Source organism: Kitasatospora sp. NPDC127111 (genome assembly GCF_042677465.1).
In the GTDB taxonomy this organism is placed as follows: Bacteria; Actinomycetota; Actinomycetes; order Streptomycetales; family Streptomycetaceae; genus Kitasatospora.
The window spans coordinates 154,893-180,804 of sequence record NZ_JBHXTG010000004.1 but is presented as its reverse complement, the minus strand read 5'-3'; the positions used below and the strand labels follow the sequence as shown (position 1 = coordinate 180,804).

General features: G+C 75.2%; 21 protein-coding genes. 12 read left to right on the top strand and 9 right to left on the bottom strand.

What is annotated here, in order from left to right; translation table 11 throughout:
• Positions 1 to 51 precede the first annotated feature (51 nt).
• Both ACFVHB_RS04925 and ACFVHB_RS04920 read left to right on the top strand, forming a co-directional pair.
• The gene (locus tag ACFVHB_RS04925) at positions 52 to 477 is read left to right on the top strand and encodes a penicillin acylase family protein (RefSeq protein WP_380315159.1); all 426 of its coding nucleotides are present in this window, start codon (positions 52 to 54) and stop codon (positions 475 to 477) included.
• A gap of 117 nt (positions 478 to 594) precedes the next feature.
• Positions 595 to 1,527 carry a DUF2797 domain-containing protein gene (locus ACFVHB_RS04920; protein WP_380315156.1) on the top strand — a complete coding sequence of 311 codons (933 nt, stop codon included), beginning with the start codon at positions 595 to 597 and terminating at the stop codon, positions 1,525 to 1,527.
• Between the two features lie 191 nt (positions 1,528 to 1,718).
• Here the strand turns inward: ACFVHB_RS04920 and ACFVHB_RS04915 are convergent, their stop codons facing one another.
• From ACFVHB_RS04915 to ACFVHB_RS04900, 4 genes are all read right to left on the bottom strand, one after another.
• Complete coding sequence (locus ACFVHB_RS04915; RefSeq protein ID WP_380315153.1) at positions 1,719 to 2,021, bottom strand: hypothetical protein; 303 nt, start codon at positions 2,019 to 2,021, stop codon at positions 1,719 to 1,721.
• Positions 2,022 to 2,331: 310 nt separating this feature from the next.
• The gene (locus ACFVHB_RS04910; protein WP_380315150.1) at positions 2,332 to 3,069 is read right to left on the bottom strand and encodes a succinate dehydrogenase/fumarate reductase iron-sulfur subunit; all 738 of its coding nucleotides are present in this window, start codon (positions 3,067 to 3,069) and stop codon (positions 2,332 to 2,334) included.
• On the bottom strand, positions 3,066 to 5,009 hold the full coding sequence (locus tag ACFVHB_RS04905; RefSeq protein ID WP_380315147.1) for a fumarate reductase/succinate dehydrogenase flavoprotein subunit: 1,944 nt from the start codon (positions 5,007 to 5,009) through the stop codon (positions 3,066 to 3,068). Before ACFVHB_RS04905 ends, ACFVHB_RS04910 begins: the two co-directional genes overlap by 4 nt.
• Positions 5,006 to 5,710 carry a succinate dehydrogenase cytochrome b subunit gene (locus ACFVHB_RS04900; RefSeq protein WP_380315144.1) on the bottom strand — a complete coding sequence of 235 codons (705 nt, stop codon included), beginning with the start codon at positions 5,708 to 5,710 and terminating at the stop codon, positions 5,006 to 5,008. The genes ACFVHB_RS04905 and ACFVHB_RS04900 overlap by 4 nt, the downstream gene beginning before the upstream one ends.
• Before the next feature lie 96 nt (positions 5,711 to 5,806).
• Here ACFVHB_RS04900 and ACFVHB_RS04895 point away from each other — a divergent pair, with 96 nt between their 5' ends.
• From ACFVHB_RS04895 to ACFVHB_RS04885, 3 genes are all read left to right on the top strand, one after another.
• A complete protein-coding gene (locus ACFVHB_RS04895; protein WP_380315141.1) occupies positions 5,807 to 6,748 on the top strand; it encodes a LysR substrate-binding domain-containing protein in 942 nt (313 codons plus the stop codon).
• Positions 6,749 to 7,015: 267 nt separating this feature from the next.
• Entirely contained in the window at positions 7,016 to 8,971 is a 1,956-nt protein-coding gene (locus ACFVHB_RS04890) for a serine/threonine-protein kinase (protein ID WP_380315138.1), read from the top strand.
• A gap of 62 nt (positions 8,972 to 9,033) precedes the next feature.
• A complete protein-coding gene (locus ACFVHB_RS04885) occupies positions 9,034 to 10,269 on the top strand; it encodes a hypothetical protein (protein WP_380315136.1) in 1,236 nt (411 codons plus the stop codon).
• Positions 10,270 to 10,299: 30 nt separating this feature from the next.
• Here the strand turns inward: ACFVHB_RS04885 and ACFVHB_RS04880 are convergent, their stop codons facing one another.
• Both ACFVHB_RS04880 and ACFVHB_RS04875 read right to left on the bottom strand, forming a co-directional pair.
• The gene (locus ACFVHB_RS04880; protein ID WP_380315133.1) at positions 10,300 to 12,705 is read right to left on the bottom strand and encodes a helicase-associated domain-containing protein; all 2,406 of its coding nucleotides are present in this window, start codon (positions 12,703 to 12,705) and stop codon (positions 10,300 to 10,302) included.
• 193 nt (positions 12,706 to 12,898) lie between these two features.
• Positions 12,899 to 13,516 (bottom strand): TetR/AcrR family transcriptional regulator, encoded by a 618-nt coding sequence (locus ACFVHB_RS04875; RefSeq protein WP_380315130.1) that lies wholly within the window; start codon positions 13,514 to 13,516, stop codon positions 12,899 to 12,901.
• Positions 13,517 to 13,622: 106 nt separating this feature from the next.
• Here ACFVHB_RS04875 and ACFVHB_RS04870 point away from each other — a divergent pair, with 106 nt between their 5' ends.
• The 3 genes from ACFVHB_RS04870 (at position 13,623) to ACFVHB_RS04860 (ending at position 17,388) form a co-directional block, all read left to right on the top strand.
• The gene (locus tag ACFVHB_RS04870; RefSeq protein ID WP_380315128.1) at positions 13,623 to 14,192 is read left to right on the top strand and encodes an ester cyclase; all 570 of its coding nucleotides are present in this window, start codon (positions 13,623 to 13,625) and stop codon (positions 14,190 to 14,192) included.
• Positions 14,193 to 14,518: 326 nt separating this feature from the next.
• On the top strand, positions 14,519 to 16,495 hold the full coding sequence (locus tag ACFVHB_RS04865; protein ID WP_380315125.1) for a protein kinase: 1,977 nt from the start codon (positions 14,519 to 14,521) through the stop codon (positions 16,493 to 16,495).
• An 83-nt stretch (positions 16,496 to 16,578) separates the two neighbouring features.
• Entirely contained in the window at positions 16,579 to 17,388 is an 810-nt protein-coding gene (locus ACFVHB_RS04860; RefSeq protein WP_380315122.1) for a hypothetical protein, read from the top strand.
• 178 nt (positions 17,389 to 17,566) lie between these two features.
• On the opposite strand, the gene ACFVHB_RS04855 is transcribed toward ACFVHB_RS04860, so the two are convergent.
• Entirely contained in the window at positions 17,567 to 18,055 is a 489-nt protein-coding gene (locus ACFVHB_RS04855) for a glutathione peroxidase (protein WP_380315119.1), read from the bottom strand.
• Between the two features lie 179 nt (positions 18,056 to 18,234).
• On the bottom strand, positions 18,235 to 20,013 hold the full coding sequence (gene gcl, locus ACFVHB_RS04850; protein WP_380315201.1) for a glyoxylate carboligase: 1,779 nt from the start codon (positions 20,011 to 20,013) through the stop codon (positions 18,235 to 18,237).
• A gap of 1,202 nt (positions 20,014 to 21,215) precedes the next feature.
• Between gcl and ACFVHB_RS04845 the strand changes: the two genes are divergently transcribed.
• Both ACFVHB_RS04845 and ACFVHB_RS04840 read left to right on the top strand, forming a co-directional pair.
• Positions 21,216 to 22,823, top strand: coding sequence for a SulP family inorganic anion transporter (locus ACFVHB_RS04845; RefSeq protein ID WP_380315198.1), 1,608 nt, complete (start codon positions 21,216 to 21,218; stop codon positions 22,821 to 22,823).
• Positions 22,824 to 23,028: 205 nt separating this feature from the next.
• On the top strand, positions 23,029 to 23,310 hold the full coding sequence (locus ACFVHB_RS04840; RefSeq protein WP_380315116.1) for a hypothetical protein: 282 nt from the start codon (positions 23,029 to 23,031) through the stop codon (positions 23,308 to 23,310).
• Positions 23,311 to 23,462: 152 nt separating this feature from the next.
• Here the strand turns inward: ACFVHB_RS04840 and ACFVHB_RS04835 are convergent, their stop codons facing one another.
• Complete coding sequence (locus tag ACFVHB_RS04835) at positions 23,463 to 23,948, bottom strand: DoxX family protein (protein WP_380315113.1); 486 nt, start codon at positions 23,946 to 23,948, stop codon at positions 23,463 to 23,465.
• A gap of 167 nt (positions 23,949 to 24,115) precedes the next feature.
• Here ACFVHB_RS04835 and ACFVHB_RS04830 point away from each other — a divergent pair, with 167 nt between their 5' ends.
• Together ACFVHB_RS04830 and ACFVHB_RS04825 are read left to right on the top strand one after the other, a co-directional pair.
• Positions 24,116 to 24,706 (top strand): TetR/AcrR family transcriptional regulator, encoded by a 591-nt coding sequence (locus ACFVHB_RS04830; RefSeq protein WP_380315110.1) that lies wholly within the window; start codon positions 24,116 to 24,118, stop codon positions 24,704 to 24,706.
• 92 nt (positions 24,707 to 24,798) lie between these two features.
• Positions 24,799 to 25,890, top strand: a complete 1,092-nt coding sequence (locus ACFVHB_RS04825) for an MFS transporter (protein WP_380315107.1) — start codon at positions 24,799 to 24,801, stop codon at positions 25,888 to 25,890.
• The last annotated feature ends 22 nt before the right edge of the window (positions 25,891 to 25,912 follow it).

Here is a 25,912-nt window from a genome sequence, read left to right as displayed (position 1 = left end):
CCCGGATCGGACCGCGCGCCCAGGTGTGCCTGCAGATGATCATCGCCTGCCATGCTGGCCGCGCAGCGCGCGCTGGCGGACGCCGTCCGGCAGCTGGCCGGCGACGGCCTCCCGCCGGACGCGCCGATCGGCCTGGTCCAGCGCTGGGCGGGCATCCCGCTGAACGGCTGCGGCGGCGGGTACGGCTGCTTCAACGTCCTCACCGCCGGGCCGGCCTCGGGCGAGGGCGGCGGCACCCGGCCGGTGGACCTGGCGGCGGTGCCGCACGGCTCCACCTTCGTGATGGCCACCGAGCTGACACCGCGGGGCCCGCGCACCCGGACCCTGCTCACCTACGGCCAGTCCGCCAACCCGGCCTCGCCGCACTACACCGACCAGACCCGCCTCTTCGCCCGCAAGGCGTGGGTGACGGAACGGTTCACCGAGGCCGAGATCGACTCGGCCCCGCACCTGCGGGTGACGACCCTGGTCCGCTGACCCCAGCCGTCTCCTCGCACCGCCCGCCCCGCCCAGGTGCCCGCCGCCCCGGTTGTCCGAGGCGGCGGGTACCCTCGCAGGTCCGTGGACGGAGGACTGGCGAGGGGAGGGCGCGGCGTGGGCGTGAACGCACCGCGGGCGGCGGCGGGCGGCTGGATCTCCACCGGGCTGCACTGGCAGGACGGGCGGCCGGTGCTGAGCGCGGTCAACGGGCGGCGGCGGCACGAGCGGGTGGCCGAGCCGGGCGTACCCGTCGGCTGGTTGCTCACCGGACCGCGCCGCTGCACCGGCGCCTGGCTGGCCGGGGCCACCGAACGGACGCCCTGCCCGCACCACGCCGTCATCGAGCCGGACGGCGGCGCCGTCCAGTGCCCCGCCTGCCAGAGCGTCGACCGCGGGCTGGCGCTCGCCCGCGACCAGATCCTCGACGACGGGCGCACCTACCGGCTCTACCTCGCCTGGTTCGGCGAGGGCCTGCTGAAGGTGGGGCTCACCGCCGAGCAGCGCGGCACCAACCGGCTGCTCGAACAGGGCGCGCTCGCCTGGACGTTCGCCGCCCGCGGCAGCCTACCCGCCGTCCGCCGGGCCGAACTCACCGTCGCCGCCTCCGGGTTGGCCCGCGAGCGGTTCACCGGCAAGGCCAAGACCGAGCACTGGTGGCGGCACGGCGACGCCGCGCACCGCCGCACCGTGCTCACCGACGCCCGCGAACGGGCCCACCGGCTGCTGGACGGCCACGCGGTGGAGCTGCTGCCCGGCCACCCCGTCACCGACCACGTCGCACTCTACGGCCTGGCCGACGGCGCCCCGGCCGCCTACGGGCAGATCGACGCGCTGGCCGACGGCGCGGTCGTCGCCGGGACGCTGCGCCCGCCGATCGGGCGCTACCTGCTGCTCGACCAGCCCGAGGACGCCGATCCGCTGCTGCTCGACACCCGCCTGCTCACCGGCTGGACGCTCACCCCGGCACCCGGTCGCGCCGCCTCGGGCCTGACCGTACGGCCCCGCCTGCGCCCGCAGGAGGCGGACACCCAGGAGGCGCTGTTCTGACCCGCGGCGTTGCCGCGGTGTCGTGATGTGGTCCCGAACCGTGCTGTGGTCCCGAACCGTGGTGTCGTCCCGAACCGTGCTGTGGTGTCGAAACCGACCCGCGGCCCGGGGCACTTCGCCGGGCTCAGCCTCAGCCCGGCCTCAGCCTCAGCCCGGCCTCAGCCCGGCCTCAGCCCGGCCTCGGCGCGGTCTCAGCCCAGCCGGCTGCGCAGCGCGCCCGGCCCGGAGCGGGCGCGGCGCGAGCGCGGGGGGCGCGACGGCCGGACGTCGGAGCGCGCCGGCGGCGCCTCCTCCGCCGCCCGCCGGGCGAGCGCGGCCCGCGCGGCGGCCAGCGCCACCCGGGCGAGCAGCGGGTCCTCGTGGACGCCCGCCGCCCGCTTGTCCGTGTGGCAGGGCGTGCACCAGACGGGGGAGGCGGGCCCGTCCGGGTACACCATCTCCTCCGGCGGCAGGTAGTGGCTGCCGCACTCGACGCACTCGAAGACCATTCTCATCCGACGATCACCGTCCCGGATCCGTGGCACCGACCGCATGGTGACCAGAAGGTGTTGAGCTTCGCCACCATGCTCCCTTCCTCGTCCAGTTCGACCGTTGCCTCGGTCTTCTGGGTCCCCCCGGACCCACCACACCCGGTGCAGGCCTGAACCTCAGGCATATGACCCTCCTTGGCGCGGGGACCACCGTAGCGCGAATTCCGGGGACGGAGCAGCGGTCTGACGAACCACCACTCCTCCGGGGCGCGCGCGGCGGGACGGCGCGCGCCCCGGAGGAGCGTGGACGGGTGGGCGACGCGGCCGCCCGCGGTCAGCCGGCGGCGCCGCGGAGGAACTCGCGGTTCATCGCCGCGATGCTCGGCAGCGGGATGCCCTTCGGACAGGCGGTCGCGCACTCGCCGGTGTTGGTGCAGCCGCCGAAGCCCTCGGCGTCCATCGCGGCGACCATGTTCCGCACCCGGGACCCGCGCTCCGGCGCGCCCTGCGGCAGCACGTTGAGGTGGACCACCTTGGCCGAGGTGAAGAGCATCGCCGAGCCGTTCGGGCAGGCCGCCACGCAGGCACCGCAGCCGATGCACTCGGCGTGCTCGAAGGCCGTGTCGGCGGCCTCCTTGGGCACCGGGGTGGCGTGCGCGTCGGGGGCGCTGCCGGTGGGGGCGGTGATGTACCCGCCGGAGCCGATGATCCGGTCGAACGCGGACCGGTCCACCACCAGGTCCTTGACCACCGGGAACGCCGCGGCCCGCCACGGCTCGACGTCGATGGTGTCGCCGTCCTCGAAGTGCCGCATGTGCAGCTGGCAGGTGGTGGTCCGCTCCGGCCCGTGCGCCTGGCCGTTGATGACCATGCCGCAGGCGCCGCAGATCCCCTCCCGGCAGTCGTGGTCGAACGCCACCGGTGTGTCGCCGCGGGTGATCAGCTCCTCGTTGAGGGTGTCCAGCATCTCCAGGAAGGACATGTCCGGGCTGATCCCGCTGACCCGGTAGGTGGTCATCGAGCCGGCCGCGTCCGGGCCCGCCTGGCGCCAGATGCGCAGGGTGAGGTTCATGCGTAGCTCCGCTGGGTGGGGTGGACGTACTCGAAGTCGAGGTGCTCGCGGTGGAGGACCGGGGCGGTGCCGGTGCCGGTGAACTCCCAGGCGGCGGCGTAGGAGAACGCCTCGTCCCGGCGGGCGGCCTCGCCGTCCTCGGTCTGGCTCTCGGTGCGGAAGTGGCCTCCGCAGGACTCCGCCCGGTGCAGGGCGTCCAGGCACATCAGTTCGGCCAGTTCGAAGTAGTCGACCAGCCGGTTGGCCTTCTCCAGCGACTGGTTGAGCTCCTGCCCGGTGCCGGGCACCTTGATCCGGCGCCAGAACTCCTCGCGCAGCCGCGGGATCCGCTCCAGCGCCCGGCGCAGCCCGGCCTCGTCGCGGGCCATGCCGCACTCGTCCCAGAGCAGTTCGCCCAGCTCGCGGTGGAAGGAGTCCGGCGTCCGGTCGCCGTTCACCGCGAGGATGAGGTTCAGCCGGTCCTCGACCTCGGCCTCCACCGCGGCGACCGTCGGGTGGTCGGCGGGGACGGCGGGCAGCGGGTTGCGGGCCAGGTAGTCGTTGAGGGTCGGCGGGAGGACGAAGTAGCCGTCCGCCAGGCCCTGCATGAGCGCGCTGGCCCCGAGCCGGTTGGCGCCGTGGTCGGAGAAGTTGGCCTCGCCGATCGCGAACAGGCCGGGCACGGTGGTCTGCAGGTCGTAGTCGACCCAGAGCCCGCCCATCGTGTAGTGGATCGCGGGGTAGATCCGCATCGGCACCCGGTACGGGTCCTCCGCGGTGATCCGCTCGTACATGTCGAAGAGGTTGCCGTACTTGGCGGCGACGGCGTCGCGGCCCATCCGCCGGATCGCGTCGGCGAAGTCCAGGTAGACGCCCTGCCCGCCGGGGCCGACGCCGCGGCCCTCGTCGCAGACGTTCTTCGCGGCCCGGGAGGCGATGTCGCGCGGCACCAGGTTGCCGAAGGACGGGTAGATCCGCTCCAGGTAGTAGTCCCGCTCGGCCTCGGGGATCTCGGCCGGCGGCCGGGTGTCGCCCTTGGCCCTGGGCACCCAGATCCGGCCGTCGTTGCGCAGCGACTCGCTCATCAGCGTCAGCTTCGACTGGTGGTCGCCGGAGCGCGGGATGCAGGTCGGGTGGATCTGGGTGAAGCACGGGTTGGCGAAGTACGCGCCGCGCCGGTGGGCCCGCCAGACGGCGGTGGCGTTGGAGTTCTTGGCGTTGGTGGAGAGGTAGAAGACGTTGCCGTATCCGCCGGTGGCGAGCACCACGGCGTCGGCGGTGTGGGTGGAGACCACGCCGGTCACCAGGTCGCGGGCGACGACGCCGCGGGCCCGGCCGTCGACCACCAGCAGGTCGAGCATCTCGGTGCGCGGGTGCATCTCCACGTTGCCGGCGGCGATCTGGCGCGAGAGCGCCTGGTACGCGCCGAGCAGCAGTTGCTGGCCGGTCTGGCCGCGGGCGTAGAAGGTGCGGGAGACCTGCACGCCGCCGAAGGACCTGGTGTCCAGCAGGCCGCCGTACTCGCGGGCGAACGGGACGCCCTGGGCCACGCACTGGTCGATGATCTCCACCGAGACCTGGGCGAGCCGGTGGACGTTGGACTCGCGGGCGCGGAAGTCGCCGCCCTTGACGGTGTCGTAGAAGAGCCGGCGGACGGAGTCGCCGTCGTTGCGGTAGTTCTTGGCGGCGTTGATGCCGCCCTGCGCGGCGATCGAGTGGGCGCGGCGCGGCGAGTCCTGGAAGCAGAACTGCACGACGTGGTAGCCCTGTTCGGCGAGCGTCGCGCCGGCCGCGCCACCGGCCAGGCCGGTGCCGACCACGATCACGGTGTGCTTGCGCCGGTTGGCCGGGTTGACCAGCTTGGCGTCGAACCGCCGCTGGTCCCAGCGCTGTTCGATCGGCCCGGCGGGGGCCTTGGTGTCGGCGACCGGCTCGCCGACGGTGTAGTCCAGGTAGCTCACTTCACGACTCCGGTCATCACGGCCACGGGGACGGACAGGAAGCCCACGGTCAGCACGAGTGCCAGGCCGTTGGCGGTCAGCTTCAACGCCTTGTCCCGGCGGGCGTTGTTGGCGCCGAGGGTCTGCGCGGCGCTCCAGAACCCGTGCCGGACGTGCAGGCCGACCGCGAGCATCGCCACGATGTAGATCACGCAGCTGTACCAGTTGCCGAAGGAGGCCACGATGTTCTGGTACGGGTGGCCGTGCTCGGCGGCCGGGTTCACGGTGAGCGTGGTCAGGTCGAGGATGTGCCAGACGATGAACAGCGCCAGGATCACCCCGCCCCAGCGCATCGTCCGGGTCGCGTAGCTCGCCCGCCGGCGCCGGTGCACGTACTTGCTCGGCCGGGCGGCGAGGTCGCGCCGGCTGAGCTGGTACGCGGCCACGCCGTGCAGGACCACCGCGGCGAGCAGGCCCACCCGGGCGATCCAGAGGAACCACTCGTGGCCCAGGAACGGCTGGCCGAGCGTGCGCAGCCAGGCCGCGTAGCCGTTGATGTCGTCCGGGCCGAAGAAGACCTTGAGGTTGCCCAGCATGTGCGCGACCAGGTACAGCAGCATGACCAGTCCGCTGACGGCCATGACCGCCTTCTTGCCGACGGTCGACCGCCACAGGGTCGCCAGGGTGGACGGATGCCGGGCCGTCCGAGTCGCGGTTGTCATGGCAGCCACGGTAGGAACGCCCACGTGGGTGCGTCCAAGACATGATGCGGCTCGTGACGATAGCCGGTGCCTATCGGGGCGGCCTATCCTGGCCGGGTGCAGCTCCAGCAACTCCGCTACTTCCTGGCCGTCGCCGAGACCCGCCACTTCACCCGGGCGGCCGAGGCGGCACACGTCGCGCAGCCGTCACTCTCGCAACAGATCCGCGCGCTGGAGCGGGAGTTGGGCGCCGAGCTGTTCCACCGCACCCGCGGCAACATCGCGCTGACCGACGCCGGGGACGCGCTGCTGCCGCTGGCCCGGCGCATCCTCGCGGACACCGAGAGCGCCCGGCTGGCCGTCCAGGAGACCGTCCAGCTGCGCCGCGGCCGGGTCCGGCTGGGGGCGCCGCCGAGCCTGTGCACCAGCCTGGTGCCGGACGTGCTGCGGGTCTTCCGGGACCGCCACCCCGGGGTGGCGCTGATGGTGCGCGAGGGCGGTTCGCGCGACCTGGTCCGGACGCTGGTGGCGGGGGAGCTGGACCTCGCGCTGATCATCACCCCGCCGAGCGGGGAGGCCGCGCCGGCCCTGGACGTCACCGAGCTGCTGCACGAGGAGCTGGTGCTGGTCGCGGCGCGGGAGGAAGGGGCGGCGCAGGAGCGGGCCCGGCGCAAGGCCCGGGTGACGGAGCTGCGCGGGCGGCCCCTGGTGATGTTCCGGGAGGGCTACGACCTCCGCGAGGCCACCCTGGCGGCCTGCCGGGCGGCCGGGTTCGAGCCGGAGTTCGCGGTCGAGGGCGGCGAGATGGACGCGGTGCTCGGCTTCGTCCGGGCCGGGCTCGGGCCGGCCGTGCTGCCGGGCATGGTGGCGGCCCGCTCGGGGCTGGCCGTCACCCCGTTCGCCGGGCCCGGGCTGGGGCGGACCATCGCCGTCGCGCACGGCCACGAGGTGCCGCTCACCCGGGCGGCCGCCGCCCTGCGCGCGACGCTGCTGGCGCACCTGCGCGACGCGGCCCGGGCCGGTGAGCTGCCGCCGGGGACGCGGCTGCTGCTGTCGTGAGGCGGTCGCCGCCCCCGGGGGAGCGGCGGGTCGTGGGGAGCGTCCGAGGCGTGTCCGAGGTGCGTCCGAAGGTGTGTCCGAAGGCGCGTCCTGAGGTGATCGTCCGGACGAATGGTTGGCATGGTGTGCGAATCACCCACATCGTGATCTGAGGCCTTCACCGCCCCGGAACCCCTTGTTCACGGGCCGCGTCCCACGCACTGCCCGCGGTGCCGTATGGTGCGTCGCCGCAAGAGCCGAGCAGGGCAGTCAGGGGAGTACGACGCGATGGACGACGGGACGCGGCAGGACGGCAGACGGACCGGGGGCGGCAACGCCCCCGCGGACGAGGTCCCGGCGCCCGTGGACGGCGCCCCGGCGCCCTCGCGCGGCGTCCCGGCGGTCGAGGACGAGCGGCCGCCGGTCGAGGACGAGCGGCCCTGGGAACTCCCGGACTACCTCCACGAGCGTGAGCTCGGCGCCGGCGCGAGCGGCCGGGTGGTGCTCGCCCGCCACCGGGAGACCGGCACCCCCGTCGCGATCAAGTACCTCCACAGCGCCGTCGGCACGCCCGCGCTGCGCGAGGAGGCCGAGGTCCTCGCCGCCGTCGACTCCCCGCACGTCACCCGGCTCTACGAGTACGTGGAGGGCGAGCGGGGCTCGGCCATCGTGATGGAGCTGGTCGACGGGATCGCGCTGCGGGACCTGCTCAAGGCCGAGGGCGCCACCACCCCGGAGGCCGCCCTGGTCGTCCTGAAGGGCTCGCTGCTCGGCCTGGCCGCCGCCCACCGGGCCGGGGTGGTGCACCGCGATTACAAGCCCGCCAACGTGCTGGTCGACACCGCCGGCACCTCCAAGCTGGTCGACTTCGGCATCGCGGTGCCGAGCGGCGACGAGGGCGACGTCTCCGGCACCCCCGCCTACATGCCGCCCGAGCAGTGGGCCGGGAAGCCCGCCTCCCCGGCCGGCGACGTCTACGCCGCCACCGTCACGTTCTTCGAGTGCCTCACCGGTGCCCGCCCGTACGGGGGCACCACGATCGCCGAACTCGCCGTCCAGCACACCGAGGCCCCGATCCCCGCCGAACTGGCCCCCGACCCGGTCCGGCCGCTGATCCTGGCGGGCCTGGCGAAGGAACCGCAGGCCCGGCCGGAGAGCGCGGCCGCCCTCGTCGAGGAGCTGGAGGTCGTCGCGGTGGCCGCGTACGGGCCGGACTGGGAGGAGAAGGGCCGCCTCGACCTGACGGCGCTGGTGGCGCTGCTCGCGCTGCTGCTGCCCGGGGCCGGCGGCGCGGCCGGCGGCACCTCGCTCGCCCACACCGCGCTGGGCGGCGTCGACGCGTCGGCGGGCGCGGAGACCGTGACCCTGGCGTCCGCGGCACCGCAGTCGGCCGCCCCGCCGTCCGCCACCGTCCGGGAGCTGCTGGTCCGCCGCGGCGCCCGTCTCGGCGGCCGCGGCAAGGCGCTCGTCGGCGTCGTGGCCGGCACCCTGACCCTGGCCACGCTGGCCGGTGTGGCGATAGCCGGGGCCGCCGACGGCGGCGCCCACACGGTCGTCGGCGGCGCCACCCCGGAGGCCACCACCACCCTCGGCGCCGCCGACCCGACGACGGGCGCCCCGTCGCCCTCGGCCGGCGGCCCGACGGACACCCCCAGTGCCGCGCCGTCCCCGTCGGCGCCCTCGCCCTCGGCGAGCTCCGACACCCCGAGCACCTCGCCGACTGCCAGCCCGGGCGGCAAGACGCCCACCACCAAGGGCACGCCCCCGCCCGGCGGCGGCGCCCCGTCCACCGGCCTCCCGCCCGCGCCGCCCGGAGGCACCACGCCCACCGTCGCGGCACCGCCGTCCGTGCCGCCCTCCACCGGCACCGTGCCCACCGCGACCACCGCCCCGACCCCGACCGTCGCCCCCGCCACCATCGCCGTCAGCACGGTGAACCTGGACTCGCTGACCTGCAGCGGCCGTTGGAGCCTGAGCGCGACGGTCACGGTGGCCGCCCAGGGCACGGGCACCGGGACGCTGACGCTGAGCTGGTACCACACCTCGGGCGGACGGTCGGTCACCGTCGCCACCGACACCGTCGAGATCCGCGACGGCCGCGCCACCGTCACCCGGGCGCACGACTTCGGCTCGGCCGACACCTTCCCGACCTGGGGCGTACGCGTCAGCACCAGCCCGGCGGCGGCCAAGCCCGGCAAGACCTCGGCCGAGATGGCCGCCTTCCTCTGCGACCCGCCCCGCTGAGCCCCGCCCCGCACCCGCGCACGCCTTCGCCCGCCCCGCCCCGCCCCCTGACTGGAGAAGCCATGTCCACCCCCCGCCCCGACTCCGCCCCGGCACCGGGCGCAGACCAGACCGTCCGCCTCGGCCCGGGCCCCGGGGGCGTCGAGGAGACGGTCCGGTTGGGCGCGGCACCTGAGGCGGCCGTCGAGGAGACCGTGCGGTTGGGCGCGGCACCTGGGGCGGCCGTCGAGGAGACGGTCCGGTTGGGCGCGGCACCTGGGGCGGCCGTCGAGGAGACCGTGCGGTTGGGCGCGGCTCCCGAGGCCACCGAGGAGACCGTCCGGCTCACGTCCGCGCGGCCGGCGGCGGAGGAACGGACCGTCAAGCTGGACCGGGGCACGCCGACACCGGCCCCCGCCCTCGCCGCCCCCGGCGCCCCCGCTCCCGGCCCCGCCGGGCCCGACGCCGAGGCCACCGTACGGCTCGACGGCGACGACGCCGTGAGCGCGACCTTCCTCGACCCCCGGGCCTGGGGCGCCGCCACCCCGGCGACGGGGGAGACCGTCACGCACATCGACACCACCCCGGCGGGGGAGACCGTCACGCACATCGACACCACCCCGGCGGGGGAGACCGTCACCCGCATCGACACCGGCGAAGCCGGGGAGACCGTCACGCGCGCCGACACCCCGGCGCACGGCAGCGCCGCGGTACCCGCCCCGCCGCTGCCCACCCCCGCGGACGCGCCCGCCCCGGCGGACCCCGGTGCCACGCCGCCGCCCGGCAGGTCACCGGCCGCCACCGCCCCGCAGGCCGAACCCCCGCTCGCCCCCGGCGAGTTGCGACGCTTCGGCCCCGGCGTCCCGCCGCAGGCCGCCGCCGTCTGGCACGGCGCCGCCGCCCCCGACGCCCAGCGGCCGCGCCGCCCCCGCCGGGTGGGGCGATGGCTGGTGCCGGTGGCCGTCCTGCTGGCCGTCCTGGCCTTCCTGTACTGGCGCTTCGCCACGCCCGCCCTGGCGGTCACCGGCGTCACCGCCACCACCGACCCGGCCGGCCCGGCCTGCGGAGGCACGGCGGTGATCACGGCCGCGGTGGAGACCAACGGCGGCGCCGGCACCATCCGCTACCGCTGGCTGCGCAGCGACGGCACCACCTCGGGCGAGATCGCCCAGGACGTCCGCTCCGGCTCCCACCACACCGACCTGGTCCTCCGCTGGAGCTTCGAAGGCCACGGCGACCTCCAGGCCACCGCCACCCTGGAGATCCTCTCCCCGACCACCCGCACCGCGGCCACCTCCTTCCCCTACCACTGCTCCTGACCCCGGCGTCGGCCGCCGGCCCACCGCCAGCTACGCGGGCAGCACCCCGTGGATGCGGGAGATGGTGAACATCCGCTCGTCGTCCCGCAGGTGGCACCAGGCGCGCAGGTACGGCGGATCCAGATCGAGCCGGCTGAGGGTGCGGACCGTCGCGATGCCCGAGGTGGCGACGTACTCGATCGTGATCGGCTGACCGTCGTGGACGGCATGGGCCAGCTGGCGGACGTCGGTGAAGGACAGATGGCGCGCGTACCCGGCGAGGATCTCCTCGCTGTCGGTGGCGTAGGGGCGGCCGTTCTCCGGGGCGGGCTCCGGGATGTCCTGCGGAGCACCGAGCAGCCGGGTGGCGAGGGCGTTCAGGTCGACGGCCGTTCCCGCGCCCGCGGCGCGGGTGGCCACCGTCGGCCTGCGGGAGCCGCCCCCGGGCGGGCGCGGGGGCGGGACCGGGTTCGCCGCGCGCGGACGCTGCGCCCGCTCGATCCGGACGGACCCGTCGGGCTTCTCGGAGACGGGGGCGTAGCCCGCGGACCGCAGGGCCGCGAGCGTCTTGTCCGGCGTCGTCCGGCTGATCAGCACCGTCGGCGCCAGCTGCCGCAGACCGAGCGGGGCGAGCTTGCGGTGGGCGGCCAGTTCGGCCAGGAGGGCGGCTTCCTCGCCGTGGATGACACAGCCCGTGGCGACGACGCGCACCCGGCCGTGGCCGCGCGCGGTGTCGTGGATCAGGTACACGAGCGGCTGCGGCAGCGGTGCCGCGGCGACGGCGGCCAGGTCGGCCGTGACGGCGTCGGGGGTGAGGCCCGCGTCGAGGGCACGGCGGACGCTGCCCGGGCTGAACCGCCACACGGAGGCCGCACCGGCGCGCTCCCGGTCCGCGACGGAGTCCAGCAGCGTGACGAGGGCCGCCGACGGAGTACCGGCGACCACGGCCGTGAGGTCGCTGCCGAAGCGCGCGGTCCCGCTGGCGGCGGGCAGCAGCCGCCGACAGGCGTCCGTCAGCGCTTCGGCGTCGTCGGCGAGCAGGGCGGCCCCGATCGGGGACAGGGCCCCGAGGGCGAGCGGGCCGAGCAGTTCTGCTTCGCGGATCAGGGTCGAGAACGGCGTGGTGTCCTGGGCGAGTTCGTCGGCGAGCGGGCGGTGCCACCCGAGCGACTCCCCCAGGTCCGCCGGGTTCGCCGCGCCGGTGCCGGCGGGGAGCCGCGCCACCGTCGCGAGCAACCCGGACCGGGCCTGTACGCAGCCGCCGCAGGCCGGCCCTCCGACGAGGGCGGGCACGGCCTTCCCCTCCTCGTCGCGGCTCCCGCCGGGAGTGAGCGGCAACGACCACCACGCTCGGAGAAGCACGGCGAGCTGGTCGGCCGGCTCCTCCTCGGCCCAGGTGTCGTAGGCGGCGGTCGCCGCGACCCGATCGCCGTCCCGGGCCAGCAACCCCGCCGCACCCGCCGTCTCCAACGCGAGACGCACCACGATCTCCTCGCACTGCGCCGCCTTGCCGACCCGGGACAGCTCCCGGGCGCCGACCCCGCCGGCCTTGAGCCGAGTCGGCGGGGACGCGGCGCAGACCCGGAGGACGGAGGCGGCGTGGGCGGCGAACGCCATCGCGGCGGCCGCGGCCTCCTGTTCGATCGCCGCGGCGGTGACGGGCACCGACCGGACGACGGGCGGGACGGGCGTGAACGGGGCGTGCCAGCCGGCGCCGCGCACCGCGAGCGCCACCTCCGCGGGCATGCGGGCCGGACCGTACCGGTGGCGCTCCCGGACCAGCAGCGCCCGTTCCACCGCCCACTGTTCGCCCGGCCGGGAGTCGTACGGGGAGCCTCCGAACATGACGAGGGCCGGTCCCTCCGGAGCCTGATCCGCCCGCTGCTCAAGGAGTTTCCGGGTGGTTGCGGGGGCCTTGGCCACCAGCGCGGCGACCCGGGCCGGGTCGCTGTGGTGCTCGACCAGGGCGGCCAGTCGCCGCTGCTTGGTGTTGGCGGCGGGCTTGACCCCGAGCTTCGCCAGCGCGCGGCCCAGTTCGTCGGAGGTGGTGTCCGCCAGGAGCTGTGCCAGCGGCCGGTCCAGACCCAGGGGCGCGGCCCAGGCCCGCCGCAGCGGTGCCGCCATGCGCAGCACTCCTTGGCCGTCCGGCCACACCAGCGCGCGATCGGCCAGCGCCTCGAGGGCCGCCTCCAGGCCACGCGCGCGCTCCCCGTCCACCGCGTCCAGCAGGCTGGCCACGGCGTCCCGGGAGGCCGGCGCGACGGCGGCGACGGCTTCCGCCACCTGGAGGTGCGGCAGCACGAGCAGGGGCAGCGCCAGCGCCACTGAGGCCGGCCGCTGAAGCCGGTCCGCCAGTTCACCGACCGACCGCGGCTCCGGCGCCGACACCGCGTCCGGACGTGCCGCCAGGACCCGCTCCAGCTCGGGAGTGTCGAGCCCGCGCAGCCACCCGGCCATACCTGATCCGCTCGCCCCGCCGATGGGGACCACCTCATCGTGTAGGAGGAAGACCGTCCTGTCCCGGCGTCAGCCGGGGACCCAAGAATGGCGCACGCCACGGAGAAGAACGAATCCGAGACGACCACATGACGATTCCCGAGGCCATGGGCCGCTGGCCAACCAGCCGCCCGGTGGAGTCGAGGTCAGGGGTTCACGGCGTCCGCAGGGTGGCGAGGGCGGTTCGGAGGAGGAAGGCTTCGGCGCGGTCCCAGGGCCAGCCGTTCTCGGCGACGAGGGTGCGCCAGCCGCTCGGGCCGAACCAGAACCACAGGAGGTCCGCCGTCTCTTCCTCCTCCGGGCCGGCGGGCGGCGCCAGCGTGCGCAGGTGGCGTGCGGCGGCGCGGAGGGCCGCGCGGTAGTCGGCGGTGGCGCGCTCCCACAGGGCTTCGCCGTCCTCGTGCGACGGCAGCGCCTTGTGGACCGCCTCGTGCACGGCGAACATGCCTTCGTTCCCCGCCCGGGTGCCGTGGGCCAGTGCCCTGAGCACGGATTCCGCGTCCCCTGCGGCGAGTACGGCCCGCATCGCCTGCTCGTAGCCGGAGGCCCGGACGGCCGTGTCGACGATCTCGTTGAGGATGTCGCTCTTGCTCCCGGCGCTCGCGAAGACGGCCTTCGAGGAGACGCCCGCCTCGGCCGCGATGTCCGCGACGGTCACCCGCCCGTAGCCGCGTTCGGCGAACAGTCGGGTCGCCGACTGGAGGATCTGCGCCCGCGTCTGGGCGGCGGCCTGCTCCCGCCGGGGCGAGACGTAACTGCGTTTGGTCGGCATGGGGACAGCCTAGTCGCGGAAATGCTAGACCTATTCAATAGGTGATCTGTAACCTGAATATTGGTCAGGGCGGCGGACCGCCCCATGTGTGAGAGGAACCCAACCGATGGGAATGTCAGCCGAGGACGCGGCCCGCGGACTCTTCACGGTCCTGGCGACAGGGGACGCGGCGCTGGCCGCGGCAGTCGTGCACGAGGACTTCACCAACCGCGAGGCGGTCGTCGCCCCGGCCGCCTGCTCGCTCCCCGGCCCGGCGGGCGTGCTGGCCTCGGGCGCGTGGCTGCGCTCCGCCTTCACCGACCTGAGCTTCCCCGTCACCGACCTGGCCCACGACGGGGACCAGGTGTGGATCCGGCTGCGCATGCGGGGCCGCCACACCGGCCCCTTCGTGCACTACCGCGACGGAACGCTCCTCCAGGCGATCCCGCCCACCGGAGGTGAGATCGACTCCGAGCAGGTCCACGTGCTGCACCTGAGGGACCGCAAGGTCGTCCGGCACGAGGCGGTCCGCGACGACCTCGGCCTGCTCGGGCAGCTCGGCATCTTCCCCGCCGGCGCCACCGTCCAGCTCATCCGCGACTGGCACGAGAGCGGACGCGCGGCCAGCGCCGCGGCCCGGATCGCCGAGGCCGCCGAGCGGGCGGCGGCCACCGCCCACGAGCACACGTCCGGCTGAGCGGAAGTCGCCGATGTGACGACCCGTCGGGCGGGGGCCCGGGTGGCGAAGGGCCCGGGCCTCCGTGACGGGTCGGACGGGGGCGTGACGGCGCGTTGGGGGAGCGGGTGGGTGGGGCGCGCGACCGGTGTGTGCGCCGATGTGTTCCCGTTCGTCGTTTCCGCAGGTCGGCCGGGCTGCCTGCGGGAACGGGCAAGGTGGTGCACGACCTTTCGGCGGTGGGGTTCGGACGGCGCCCGGAGCGGGAACCGGGCTGCTCGCCGCCTCGTCGGCGGTGGCACGAGGCGAGGGCGGACCGGACGGCGTGCTGAGGGGGCGGGCGAGCGATGCAGGACGAGGCAGGGCGGAGAGCCGACGAGTGGCGGCTCCCGGACTACAGCCAGGTGCGGGAGCTGGGCGCGGGGGCGAGCGGCCGGGTGGTGCTCGCGCACCACGACCGCACCGGCACCCCGGTGGCGATCAAGTACCTGCTCGACGCGGTGGGCGGCTCCGGCCTCCGCGAGGAGGCGCAGATCCTGGCCCGGGTCGACTCCCCGTACGTCACGCGGCTCTACGAGTACGTCGAGGCGGGGCCGCACGCGGCGATCGTGATGGAGCTGGTGGACGGCGTGCCGCTGCGCACGCTGCTCAGGTCCGAGGGGGCGACGACGCCGGAGGCCGCGCTGGTGGTCCTCAAGGGCTCGCTGCTGGGCCTGGCCGCCGCGCACGCCGCCGGCCTGGTGCACCGCGACTACAAGCCCGCCAACGTGCTCGTCGCCGCGGACGGCTACACCAAGCTGGTCGACTTCGGGATCGCCGTGCCCAGCGGCGACGACCGGGACATCTCCGGCACCCCGGCCTACCTGGCCCCGGAGCAGTGGTCGGGCGCGCCGGCCTCGCCCGCCGCCGACGTGTACGCCGCCACCGTCACCTTCTTCGAGTGCCTCACCGGTACCCGCCCGTTCCCCGGCCGGACGGTCGTGGAACTGGCGGTGCAGCACCGGGAGTACCCGGTGCCGGACGAGCTGGTCCCCGAGCGCGTCCGGTCGCTGGTCCGGGCCGGGATGGCGAAGCTCCCGGAGGAACGGCCGGCCGGCGCGGCGGAGTTCGTCCGGCAGCTGGAGGCGGTCGCCGCGGCCGGGTACGGCGAGCGGTGGGAGGAGCGCGGACGCGCCGACCTCGCCGCCCTGGTGGCCCTGCTGGCGCTGCTGCTGCCGTGGGGCGCGGCCGGGCCGCCGCCCGGCGGGGCGACGGCGCTGGCGCGCACGGAGCTGGTGGCCGGCCGGGGCGCCGCGGCGAGCCGGGGCGAGCACGCGCTGGGCGGCCGTGCCTCGGCGAGCAGGAGCGCCCGCCCGCGCGGGGGTGCCTCGGCGAGCCGGAACGTCCGGCGGCTCGGGCTGCGCGAGCGGGCCCGGGTGGAGCACCCGATGCGGTCGCGCCGCCGGCGCGCCCGGGCGGTCGCGGGCGCGGTGGCGGGCACGCTCGCGGTGGCCTCGCTGGCCGGGGTGGCGCTCGCCGGGGTCGCGGACCGCGCGGACCGGACGCTGACGGGCAGCCCGATGCCGCAGGTCACCACCACGCTGGGGGCGGTGCGCGGAGCCGGCGGGGAGGCGACGGAGGGGCCGGCCGACCCCACGGCGTCGGCCGGCCCGTCCGACACCGGGACGCCTACCGGCCCGCCGTTCCCCTCGGGGAGCCCCACGCCGTCCGCGTTCCTGTCCCCGCCGCCCCCGTCGACGGACCCGTCGCCGTCGAGGCCGGGCGCGCCCGTGCCCGCGCCGTCGCCGAACTCCGGTACGACGTCGAGCCGTTCGGCCGGGCCGACGTCCGGTACCGGGCCCAGCCGGCCGCCCACCTCGGGCACCACCTCGCCGCCCGCGCCCAGGATCACGGACTCCCCCCGAACCACCCCGCCGCCCACCGGCACCCCGCCGTCCACCCCGGCCGGCCAGCCGCGGCCCACCGTGACCACCACGCCGCCGCCCGCGACCAGGGTGACCTCGCTGAACGTCGACTCGATCAGCTGCCTGGACAACGGTCATCACGGCATCCAGGCCAGGATCACCGTCGTGGCGTCCGGACCGCCCGGGGCCACGCTCATCGTGTCCTGGCAGCACCATTCCGGCGCGATCAACCCGCCCGTGACCATCGCCACCGAGACCGTGCGGCTCGGCACCGGCTCCGTCACCCTCACCCGGTCGTACGACTTCGGCAACGACGCCATGCGTCAGTGGGGCGTCCGGGTGGGCAGCGACCCCAGGCCGGAGAGCACGCCGACGCCCTACCGGGAGCTGCCCGCCATCGACTGCAGCCAGCCCGGCTGATCCCGCCCGCGGCTCCTGCCGCGGGGCTCCCGCCGCACGTCCCCCGTCGCACGTCCCCCGCCGCACGTCCCCGGAGGTCTCCCATGTCCCTGCCCCGACCGGAGCCCGGCCGCCCGGGTTCCGGCCCCGACCGGACCGTCCGACTCGGCGCCGGCCCCGCGGCCGAGCGGACGGTCCCGCTCGACGGCGCCGCGCCCGCCACGCCCCCCACGCCCGATGCCGAGGACGCCGAGTGCGCCACGTTCCTCGACCCGACCGTCTGGGGCACCTCGGGCGGCCGGACGCCCGGGTTCGGTGCCGGACCCGTCCCGCCGGCGCCGTCGACGCCGCCGGCCCCGGCCCCGACCCCAGCCACAGCCCCGACCCCGACCCCGACCCCGGACCCGCAACAGCCGTACGAGGTGCGCCGGTTCGGCCCCGGCGTGCCGCCGGTGGCCGCGGCGGTGTGGCACGGCGCTCCGCCACCCTGGCAACGGCAGCCGCGACCCCGCCGGCGCCGAGCGCTCGGCTGGCTGGTCCCGGCGGCCGTCCTGGTCGTCCTGCTCGCCTTCCTGACGGCCCGCTGCCGGTCCGAGGCGCCGCTCGCGCTGACCGGCGTCACGGTGGCGGCCGACCCGGCGGCCGGCCCGCCGTGCGGCGGCACCGCCGTGATCACCGCGACGGTCGGCACCGACGGCCACGCGGGCACCATCCGCTACCGCTGGCTGCGCAGCGACGGCACGTCGTCCGGCGAGCTGCTGCAGCCGGTGCAGTCCGGGGAACACCGGGCGGACCTGGTGCTCCGCTGGTCCTTCGACGGCCGCGGCACGATGCGGGCGACCGCGACCGTCGACATCCTCGAACCCCGCCGCCTGGGCGCATCCGCCTCCTTCACCTACACCTGCCAGGGCTGAGCGCGCGGGGCGGCCGCGGGGGCGCCTCGGGGCTGATCGCGGCCGGGCGGTTCGAGGCCGTCCGTGGGACGGTCCCGCGAGCGCCGCGGGCGTGGTCACCGGCTGCCGGGACGCGGTCGTGCGGGTACGCCGAAGGGCCCGGGGCACGCGGCCCCGGGCCCTTCGGCGAGTGCGCGGGTCAGGCCGGGAGGACGGCCTCGATCGCGGCGATGACCTCGTCCGACTCCGGCTCGGTGCGGGGGCGGATGCGGGCGGCGACGGCGCCGTCGGGGGAGACGACGAACTTCTCGAAGTTCCAGGCGATGTCGCCGGCCCGGCCCTCGGCGTCGGCGGTGCGGGTCAGGACCTCGTACAGCGGGTGGCGGTCGTCGCCGTTCACGTCCGTCTTCTCGAACAGCGGGAAGGAGACGCCGTAGGTGGTGGAGCAGAAGGTCTGGATCTCCTCGGCGCTGCCCGGCTCCTGGCCGGCGAACTGGTTGGACGGGAAGCCCAGCACGGTGAAGCCGCGCGCGGCGTACCGCTCCTGGAGCCGCTCCAGGCCGGCGTACTGCGGGGTCAGGCCGCACTTGGAGGCGACGTTGACGATCAGCAGTGCCTTGCCCTTGTAGTCGCCCAGGGAGGCGGCCTCGCCGGACAGGGTGCGCAGCGGGATGTCGTACAGGCTCACGGAAGTCCCCTTCGGGTGGTCGGTTGTACGTGTACGGGGCAGCACTCGTCACGGAACGGTAGCCGTCCCCGCCTGCCCCAACCACGACCGGGCCGCCGGTGTTCCGCCCCGGGCGGCTGGATCCGCTGCCGGATCGGGCCGGCCGCGGTCCCCTCGACCGCGGCCGGCCCGGATCCCGACTACACCGCCAGCGGCTTGATCGCCGTCGGGGCGTGCTCCGGCAGGGTGGCCAGCTCCTCGAACTCGGTCACGTTGCTCATGTCGACGGTCTTGCTCATCGAGATGTTGGTGACGCGCTCCAGGATGGCCTCGACCACGACCGGGACGCTGTGCTCGGCGGCGAGCTTCTTGGCCTCCTCGAAGGCGGCGCCGAGCTCGTTCGGGTCGGTGACGCGGATGGCCTTGACGCCCAGGCCCTCGGCGACCTTGACGTGGTCGACGCCGTAGACGCCGATCTCCGGGGTGTTGATGTTCTCGAACTCCAGGTTGACCTGGAAGTTGATGTCCAGGTTGACCTGCGCCTGACGGATCAGGCCGAGGTAGGCGTTGTTCACCAGCACGTGGACGTAGGGGACCTTGTGCTGGGCGGCGACCGCCAGCTCCTCGATCATGAACTGGAAGTCGTAGTCGCCCGAGAGCGCGACGATCGGGGTCTCCGGGTCGGCGGTGGCGGCGCCGATCGCGGCCGGGATGGTCCAGCCGAGCGGGCCGGCCTGGCCGCAGTTGATCCAGTGGCGCGGCCGGTACACGTGCAGGAACTGCGCGGCGGCGATCTGGGAGAGGCCGATGGTGGTGACGTAGCGCGTCTCCGGGCCGAAGGCCTTGTTCATCTCCTCGTACACGCGCTGCGGCTTGATCGGGATGTCGTCGAAGTGCGTGCGGCGCTGCAGGGTGGCCTTGCGCTCCTGGGCGGAGGCGGCCCAGGCCGAGAAGTCGGGCAGCTTGCCCTCGGCCTTGAGCTCCTCGGCGACCTCGATGAAGAGCTCCAGGGCGACCTTGGCGTCGGAGGCGATGCCGTAGTCGGGGGCGAAGATCTTGCCGATCTGGGTCGGCTCGATGTCGACGTGGACGAACGTGCGGCCCTTGGTGTAGGCCTCCATGTTGTAGCCGGTGTGGCGGTTGGCCCAGCGGTTGCCGATGCCGAGGACGAAGTCCGACGCGAGGAAGGTCTCGTTGCCGTAGCGGTGCGCGGTCTGGACGCCGACCATGCCGGCGGCCAGCTCGTGGTCGTCCGGGATGGTGCCCCAGCCCATCAGGGTGGAGATGACCGGGACGCCCGTGAGCTCGGCGAACTCGACCAGCAGGTCGGAGGCGTCGGCGTTGATGATGCCGCCGCCGGCGACGATCAGCGGGCGCTCGGACTCCAGCAGGAACCGGACGGCCTTCTCGATCTGGGCCCGGGTCGCGGACGGCTTGTAGACCGGCAGCGGCTCGTAGGTCTCCGGGTCGAACTCGATCTCGGTCAGCTGGACGTCGATCGGCAGGTCGATGAGGACGGGGCCGGGGCGGCCGGAGCGCATCAGGTGGAAGGCCTGCTGGAAGACGCCGGGGACCTGCGCGGCCTCCAGGACGGTGGTGGCGGCCTTGGTGACCGGCTTGGCGATCGCGGCGATGTCGACGGCCTGGAAGTCCTCCTTGTGGAGCTTCGAGACCGGCGCCTGGCCGGTGATGCAGAGGATCGGGATCGAGTCCGCGATCGCCGAGTACAGGCCGGTGATCATGTCGGTGCCGGCGGGGCCGGACGTGCCGATGCAGACGCCGATGTTGCCGGCCTTGGCGCGGGTGTACCCCTCGGCCATGTGCGAGGCGCCCTCGACGTGGCGGGCGAGCGTGTGCTTGATGCCGCCGACGTTCTTGAGCTCTCGGTAGAACGGGTTGATGGCCGCGCCGGGCACGCCGAACGCTTGCTCAACACCCTCGCGCTTGAGGATCTCCACTGCCGCGGCGGCGGCGGTCATACGAGGCATCGGGTTTCTCCTGCGTCGGCCCGCAGTGGGTCGGAGGGCTCATCTCCAGAATTCCACCATACGGAAGAACGGTTTCTGTATGCGAAAACAAAGTAAGGCGGCGCCTGTCGGGGCGTCAAGGGGAGTTTCAACAGAATGTGGAAGCCGGCCGCTCGGCGGCTGTTCGACGAAAGCCGCAGGTCGGACCGGGCGGGCCGGGGCGACGGAGGGCGCTCCCGGGGTGTCCGGCCAGGCTGTCACGGCAGGAGGCGACCGATCCATCGCCCGTTCCTCCAGTCCCGGGCGGTGCCGCGGGGGTGCCGGTCGTTCCTTCCTGCAAAGCCCCGGACCCGGCGCGCGGACTTCGCCGGGCCTTCGTCGGGCCTGCGCCGGACCTTCGTTCGTATGCCCGACCGGCGAACGCGTGCACCCGCCGGAGGGGTCGATCCGGACCGAAAAGTGATGCCGGTGTGTCACCACGGTGAAGGATCGGTGCACGAGGTTGGCTCGGTCCGGACCCCTGGGTACCGTCGGTGGCACGCCGGGCCATGGTTCTCATGTTCAACTAGGGCCGCGGCAGGGGGGTTTGGGAACGACCGGGGAGCGGGGGAGCTCCGGCCGTCGTGTCCCGTCCGGAACCGCGCGCGCCCGGTCCGCCCGCACCCGACCGAGGGACACGCCCCCTGACCGCGAGCCACCCGACCCGACACCCACCGCCGCCGCCTCCGGCCCGCCGGGGCGTCGGCCGTACCGCTGCCGAGCGTGCTCGCCCCCGGGGCCGGCCCACCGCGCCCCGCTCCACCCTGCCGGTCCCGGCAGCCTCGCCGGTCCCGGCGTCCCTGATGGTCCGGCCACCCCGTCGGCGCGCCCGAGTGATCCCTCCGACGTACCCGAGCGGCCCGCGCCTGTCCGGCCGGCCGCAAGCCCCGCGCCCCACACCCGCACGGCTCATGCCCGCACGGCTCACACCCGCACGGCTCACGCCCCGCGGCGCCGCGCCGCGAGCGGCCGCCACCCCTCCCAGCGGCGCACCCGCCCCTCCGGCGGGCGCGCGGAAGGAACGCCTCCATGCACCGACCCGCCTGCTCTCCCCCCGTCCGCCCCTCGCGCGCCCCGGTGGTGGCGCGGTGAGCGCCCTGCCCCGGCGCCGCAAGAGCCCGCCCGGCGGCCCCCGCCGGAAGGCTCCGCAGGGCCGCGCCCGCCCGCACCGCGCGCTGGGCCGCCGCGGCCCTGCCGCGATCGCGGCGCTGCGCGCCGTGCCCTGGCGCTTCGACCTGCCGGCCTCGCTGGTGGTCTTCCTGGTCGCCGTGCCGCTCTGCGTCGGGGTGGCCGTCGCCTCCGGCGTGCCCGCCGAGCTCGGGCTGGTCACCGGGATCGTCGGGGGCCTGGTCGTCGGCTCGCTGCCCGGCAGCAGCCTCCAGGTCAGCGGCCCGGCCGCCGGGCTGACCGTCCTGGTCTACGAGGCCGTGCAGGAGTACGGCGCCGGCGCGCTCGGCCTGCTGGTGCTCGCCACCGGCCTGCTCCAGCTCGCGATGGGGGCCCTGCACCTGGGCCGTTGGTTCCGCGCGATGTCCGCCTCCGTGGTGCACGGCATGCTGGCGGGCATCGGCCTCACCCTGCTCTTCGGCCAGCTGTACGCGCTCGCCGACCGGAAGGCGCCGTCGACCGGACCGGAGAAGATCGCCGGACTGCCCGCGCTGCTGCGCGACGCCCTCACCGGCGCCGCCACCCCGAGCGCGGTGGCCCTCGGCATCGGCACCCTGCTGGTGCTGGTGTTCTGGAAGTACCTGCCCGTCCGGGTGGCCCGGGCGGTGCCCGCGCCGCTGGCCGCCGTCGGCCTCGCCGCGGCCGTGACCGTCGCCGCCGACCTCCCGGTGGCCCGGGTCCGGGTCGCCGGCCTGCTGGGCGTGGTGCGGCCGCCGGACCGCGACGCGCTCGGCGCCCTGGCGAGCACGGCCGGACTCGGCACCATCCTCGCCTTCACCCTGATCGCCTCCGCCGAGACGCTGTTCAGCGCGGCCGCGGTGGACCGGATGCACCACGGCCCGCGCACCGACTACGACCGCGAGCTGACCGCCCAGGGCGTCGGCAACGCGCTGTGCGGCCTGCTCGGCGCGCTGCCGATGACGGCGGTGATCGTGCGCAGCGCGGCCAACGTCCAGGCGGGTGCCCGGACGAAGGCCTCGCGCGTCCTGCACGGGCTCTGGCTGCTGCTGTTCGCCGCGCTGCTGCCCGGCGCGCTCGGCCTGGTGCCGCTGACGGCACTGGCCGCCGTTCTGGTGCACGCGGGTGCCAAGCTGGTGCCGGTCGGGCGGATCGCCGGGCTCTGCCGGGAGCACCGGGGCGAGGCGGTGGTGCTGGTGGTGACGGCGGTCGCGATCATCACCACGGACCTGTTCGAGGGCGTGCTGATCGGCATCGGGCTGGCGGTGGTGAAGTCGGCCTGGCAGACCTCGCACCTGCAGATCGGCGTGGAGGAGCTGCCCGCGGGCGGGCCCGACGCGGTGACCGGGGCGCCGGCCGGGTCGGCGGACGGCCCCGACGGCCCCGACGGCCCCGGCGGCCCGGGCGGCTCGGACAGCCTGAACGACGCGCGTCCGCTGCGCGTCCGGCTCAGCGGCAACGCGACCTTCCTGCGGCTGCCCCGGCTGCTGGACGCGTTGGAGCGCCTGCCGGGCGACCGCCCGGTCGAGCTGGACTGGTCCGGCCTGCGCCACCTCGACCACGCCTGCACGGTGGCGCTCAGCACCTGGGCCGCTCAGCACCGGGCCCGCAGCTCGGCGCCGCTGGCGGTCGAGCCCCCGCTGCCGACGGTGGTCTGACACCGGTCGCGCGACGGGCCCCGGTGGCCTCGCCGACCGGCTGGCGAGGCCACCACGGGCGTGCGAGCCTCGATCTGTGGGGGCGGTTTTTCCGAGGACGGCCGAGGTCGGTCGAGGTCGGCCGACGAGCGCCGACGGTGACCGGCGTGCGGTCACCGAGGGCAACCGAGGCCGCGGACCCCAGGCGGAACGAGGTGAGGTCGCCATGACCGCTCAGACCCGGATGGCCGGACCCGACGTGGACACCGGGTTCTTCAAGGCCCTGGAGAAGGTGTTCGACCAGTACCCGGACCTGGTCGGCAAGTACGTGATCCGGTGGAACCGTGACGGCGCGTCGAGCCGGGGCGGCCGGGGCGGCCCACCGGCCGGCGGGCCGGACGGCGGGCAGGGCCCCGGCGCGGTCCCCCGCGCCGGCAGCTTCCACGCCTGCTGCGAGTGGGACTTCAACGGCGGCCGGTGGGAGTGCAGCCACCAGTGCGAGGAGTGACCACCACCGCCACCGCCACCGTCGTTGCCACCGCGCACCGCTGACGGCACGTCGCCGGGTGGTACGTCCGGCCGTCGGGCGCCGGGGCGGTGGACGGCGGCGGACGGCCGATGGCCAGAGCGCGCCCCGCAGGGCGCGCCCTGGCAGAGCGGTCAGCTCGCCGGGGTCGGCTGCGAGCTGCGCCCGGCGCCGTCGGCGTGTCCGGTCTTCCCCGCCCGGCCGGCGTTCCGTCCGGTGAACAGCCGCTCCAGGGCGAACGGGCCGGCGCCGAGTACCGCGATGGCGAGGAAGGCCCAGCAGAACAGCACCGAGGCCTCGCCGTTGTTCTGCAGCGGCAGCAGCGCGTGCTCCTGGTGCACGGTGAAGTACGCGTACGCCATCGAGCCCGAGCAGATGACGGCGGCGATCCGGGTGCCGAGGCCGGCCAGGACCAGCACGCCGCCGACGAGCTGGATCAGCGCGGCCCACCAGCCCGGCCACTGCCCGACCGGGATGGTGCCGCCGCCCTTGGCGCCGCCGAACACGCCGAAGAGCGAGGCGGCGCCGTGGCAGGCGAAGAGCAGGCCGATCACGATCCGAAAGGCCGTCAGGACGAGGGGACGGGCGGCGTCGAGCGCCTGTTGCAGGCTTGCGGGCATGGGAAAGTGCCTCCTGTGGGGAGGGGACGGGGGGACGAGCGGCGGTAAGGGTAGCCTTATTGTTCGATGTTTGACAATACTCAGTCAATGAACCCGTAGTCGAAGCTTCGGCTCGCCCTCCCGCTCCTTTCTTGACCGATCGATCTGGATATGACTAGAGTTCAGTCATGGCCCGCACCAAGGAATTCGACCCGGACGCGGCGCTCCAGTCGGCTCTCGAACTGTTCTGGCGGCGCGGCTACGAGGCGACGTCGATGGCCGACCTGGTCGAGGAGCTCGGGATCGCCCGCGCCAGCATCTATGCCACTTTCGGCAGCAAGCACGAGCTCTACCTGCGCGCCCTGGAGCGTTACGGCGAGCAGTGCGACCCGGCGCTGCTGTCCGAGCTCTCGCAGCCCGGCCCGGTGCTGCCCGCGGTCCGCGCCGTGGTCCGCCGCTACGCGTCGGAGTCCGGCGAGGACGGGGAGGGCGGGGCTCGGCGCGGCTGCTTCGTCACCAACACGGCGGTCGAACTCGCCCCGCACGACCCGGATGCGGCCCGCCGGGTGGCGGCCAGCCTCGGTCACCTGGAGACGGCGCTGACCTCCGCCCTGGTCCGCGCCGAGGCGCAGGGGGAGCTGCCCGAGGGGCGCGACCCGCGGGCGCTGGCCCGGATGCTGCTGGTGCTGCTGCAGGGCATGCGGGTGATCGGCAAGGCCGGCGACGGTGCGGCGCGCCTCCACGACGCGGCCGAGCAGGCGCTCGCACTGCTGGACTGAGGTCTCCGGCGGTCCCGGGCGGCGGCTCGGGCCGCCGTTTTCTCGGCCCTTATTTTGGATCGAACGGTCAATATAGAGAGGGGGATTGCGCGATGGTTCCGGTCCCGGAGCGGACTCCGCGGTCCTTACGCCCGGGCTTCGCCCTGCTCGGCGCCGTCCAGGCGACGCTGATCTTCACGATCGTGATCCTGTCCGTCCCACTGCCGCTGGTCGCGCGGGAGTTCGGCTTCGGCCCGTCCGGCGTCCTGCTGCTCAGCGCCGCGTACGGACTCTCCTTCAGTTCCCTGCTGCTGCTCGGCGGCCGGCTCACCGACCGGAACGGCGGCCGCCGGATGCTGCGCGCCGGGCTCCTGCTGCTCGCCGCCACCGCCGGCAACCTGCTCTCCGGCGCGGTCACCGCCTGGACCTCCTGGCGCTGGCTGTTCGCGGTCCCCGTGCTCGTCGCCCTCGCCGGGCTCGCCCTCTCCGGGCGACTGCTCCCCGCCGCCGCGCCGACCGGACGGACGCCCGGCGCGCTCGACCTGCGCGGCGCCGCCCTCGCCACCGCCGGTGTCTGCGCCGGCAGTTACGGCCTGGTCGCGGCGGGCGAACACGGCTGGCGCGCACCCCTCGTCCTCCTCCCGCTCGCCGCCGGCGCCGCCCTGCTGCTCGCCTTCGCCGCCGCCGAACGCCGCACCACCGACCCGCTGCTGCCGCCCGGCTTCCTCGCCGACCGCCGCCGGGCCACCGCCCTGGCCGCCGTCATGGCGACCGCCGCCGGCACCGCGCTCACCTTCCTGCTCGTCCCGCTCTACCTCCAACAGGTATGCGGCTCGGGCGTGTTGGCCACTTCCGCCGCCTTCCTCCCGTACGCTGCGGTGCTGCTCCTGGCCGGCCGGCTGGCCGCGCCGCTCGCCGCCCGGTACGGCGCCATCGCGGTGACCGCCGGTGGCCTGGCCGTGGCCGCCGGCGGACTGGCCCTGCTGGCCGGCCTCGCCCCCGGCAGCCCGTACGCCACCGGCCTGCTGCCCGGGCTGCTCCTGCTGCCCGCCGGTGCCGGCCCGGCCTTCGCCGGCGCCTCGGTGCTCGCCACCGACGGCGTCCCGCCCGGCCGTACCGGCCTCGCGGCGGGCGTCCTCAACACCGCCATCCCTGATCTTCGGAGGGTATCCCCGGCTTCAGCCGGGGAGGGAATCCGATCCTGAGCCCGGCGGCGCGGAGCGGCGC

What these genes read in the sequence shown, in the direction of transcription:
- ACFVHB_RS04890 (WP_380315138.1), top strand. Translation starts at nt 7,016, where the DNA reads ATGGACGACGGGACGCGGCAGGACGGCAGACGGACCGGGGGCGGCAAC.
- ACFVHB_RS04885 (WP_380315136.1), top strand. Translation starts at nt 9,034, where the DNA reads ATGTCCACCCCCCGCCCCGACTCCGCCCCGGCACCGGGCGCAGACCAG.
- ACFVHB_RS04835 (WP_380315113.1), bottom strand. Translation starts at nt 23,948, where the DNA reads ATGCCCGCAAGCCTGCAACAGGCGCTCGACGCCGCCCGTCCCCTCGTC.
- gcl (WP_380315201.1), bottom strand. Translation starts at nt 20,013, where the DNA reads ATGACCGCCGCCGCCGCGGCAGTGGAGATCCTCAAGCGCGAGGGTGTT.
- ACFVHB_RS04860 (WP_380315122.1), top strand. Translation starts at nt 16,579, where the DNA reads ATGTCCCTGCCCCGACCGGAGCCCGGCCGCCCGGGTTCCGGCCCCGAC.
- ACFVHB_RS04880 (WP_380315133.1), bottom strand. Translation starts at nt 12,705, where the DNA reads ATGGCCGGGTGGCTGCGCGGGCTCGACACTCCCGAGCTGGAGCGGGTC.
- ACFVHB_RS04830 (WP_380315110.1), top strand. Translation starts at nt 24,116, where the DNA reads ATGGCCCGCACCAAGGAATTCGACCCGGACGCGGCGCTCCAGTCGGCT.
- ACFVHB_RS04840 (WP_380315116.1), top strand. Translation starts at nt 23,029, where the DNA reads ATGACCGCTCAGACCCGGATGGCCGGACCCGACGTGGACACCGGGTTC.
- ACFVHB_RS04900 (WP_380315144.1), bottom strand. Translation starts at nt 5,710, where the DNA reads ATGACAACCGCGACTCGGACGGCCCGGCATCCGTCCACCCTGGCGACC.
- ACFVHB_RS04910 (WP_380315150.1), bottom strand. Translation starts at nt 3,069, where the DNA reads ATGAACCTCACCCTGCGCATCTGGCGCCAGGCGGGCCCGGACGCGGCC.
- ACFVHB_RS04870 (WP_380315128.1), top strand. Translation starts at nt 13,623, where the DNA reads ATGGGAATGTCAGCCGAGGACGCGGCCCGCGGACTCTTCACGGTCCTG.
- ACFVHB_RS04825 (WP_380315107.1), top strand. Translation starts at nt 24,799, where the DNA reads ATGGTTCCGGTCCCGGAGCGGACTCCGCGGTCCTTACGCCCGGGCTTC.
- ACFVHB_RS04865 (WP_380315125.1), top strand. Translation starts at nt 14,519, where the DNA reads ATGCAGGACGAGGCAGGGCGGAGAGCCGACGAGTGGCGGCTCCCGGAC.
- ACFVHB_RS04925 (WP_380315159.1), top strand. Translation starts at nt 52, where the DNA reads ATGCTGGCCGCGCAGCGCGCGCTGGCGGACGCCGTCCGGCAGCTGGCC.
- ACFVHB_RS04875 (WP_380315130.1), bottom strand. Translation starts at nt 13,516, where the DNA reads ATGCCGACCAAACGCAGTTACGTCTCGCCCCGGCGGGAGCAGGCCGCC.
- ACFVHB_RS04915 (WP_380315153.1), bottom strand. Translation starts at nt 2,021, where the DNA reads ATGAGAATGGTCTTCGAGTGCGTCGAGTGCGGCAGCCACTACCTGCCG.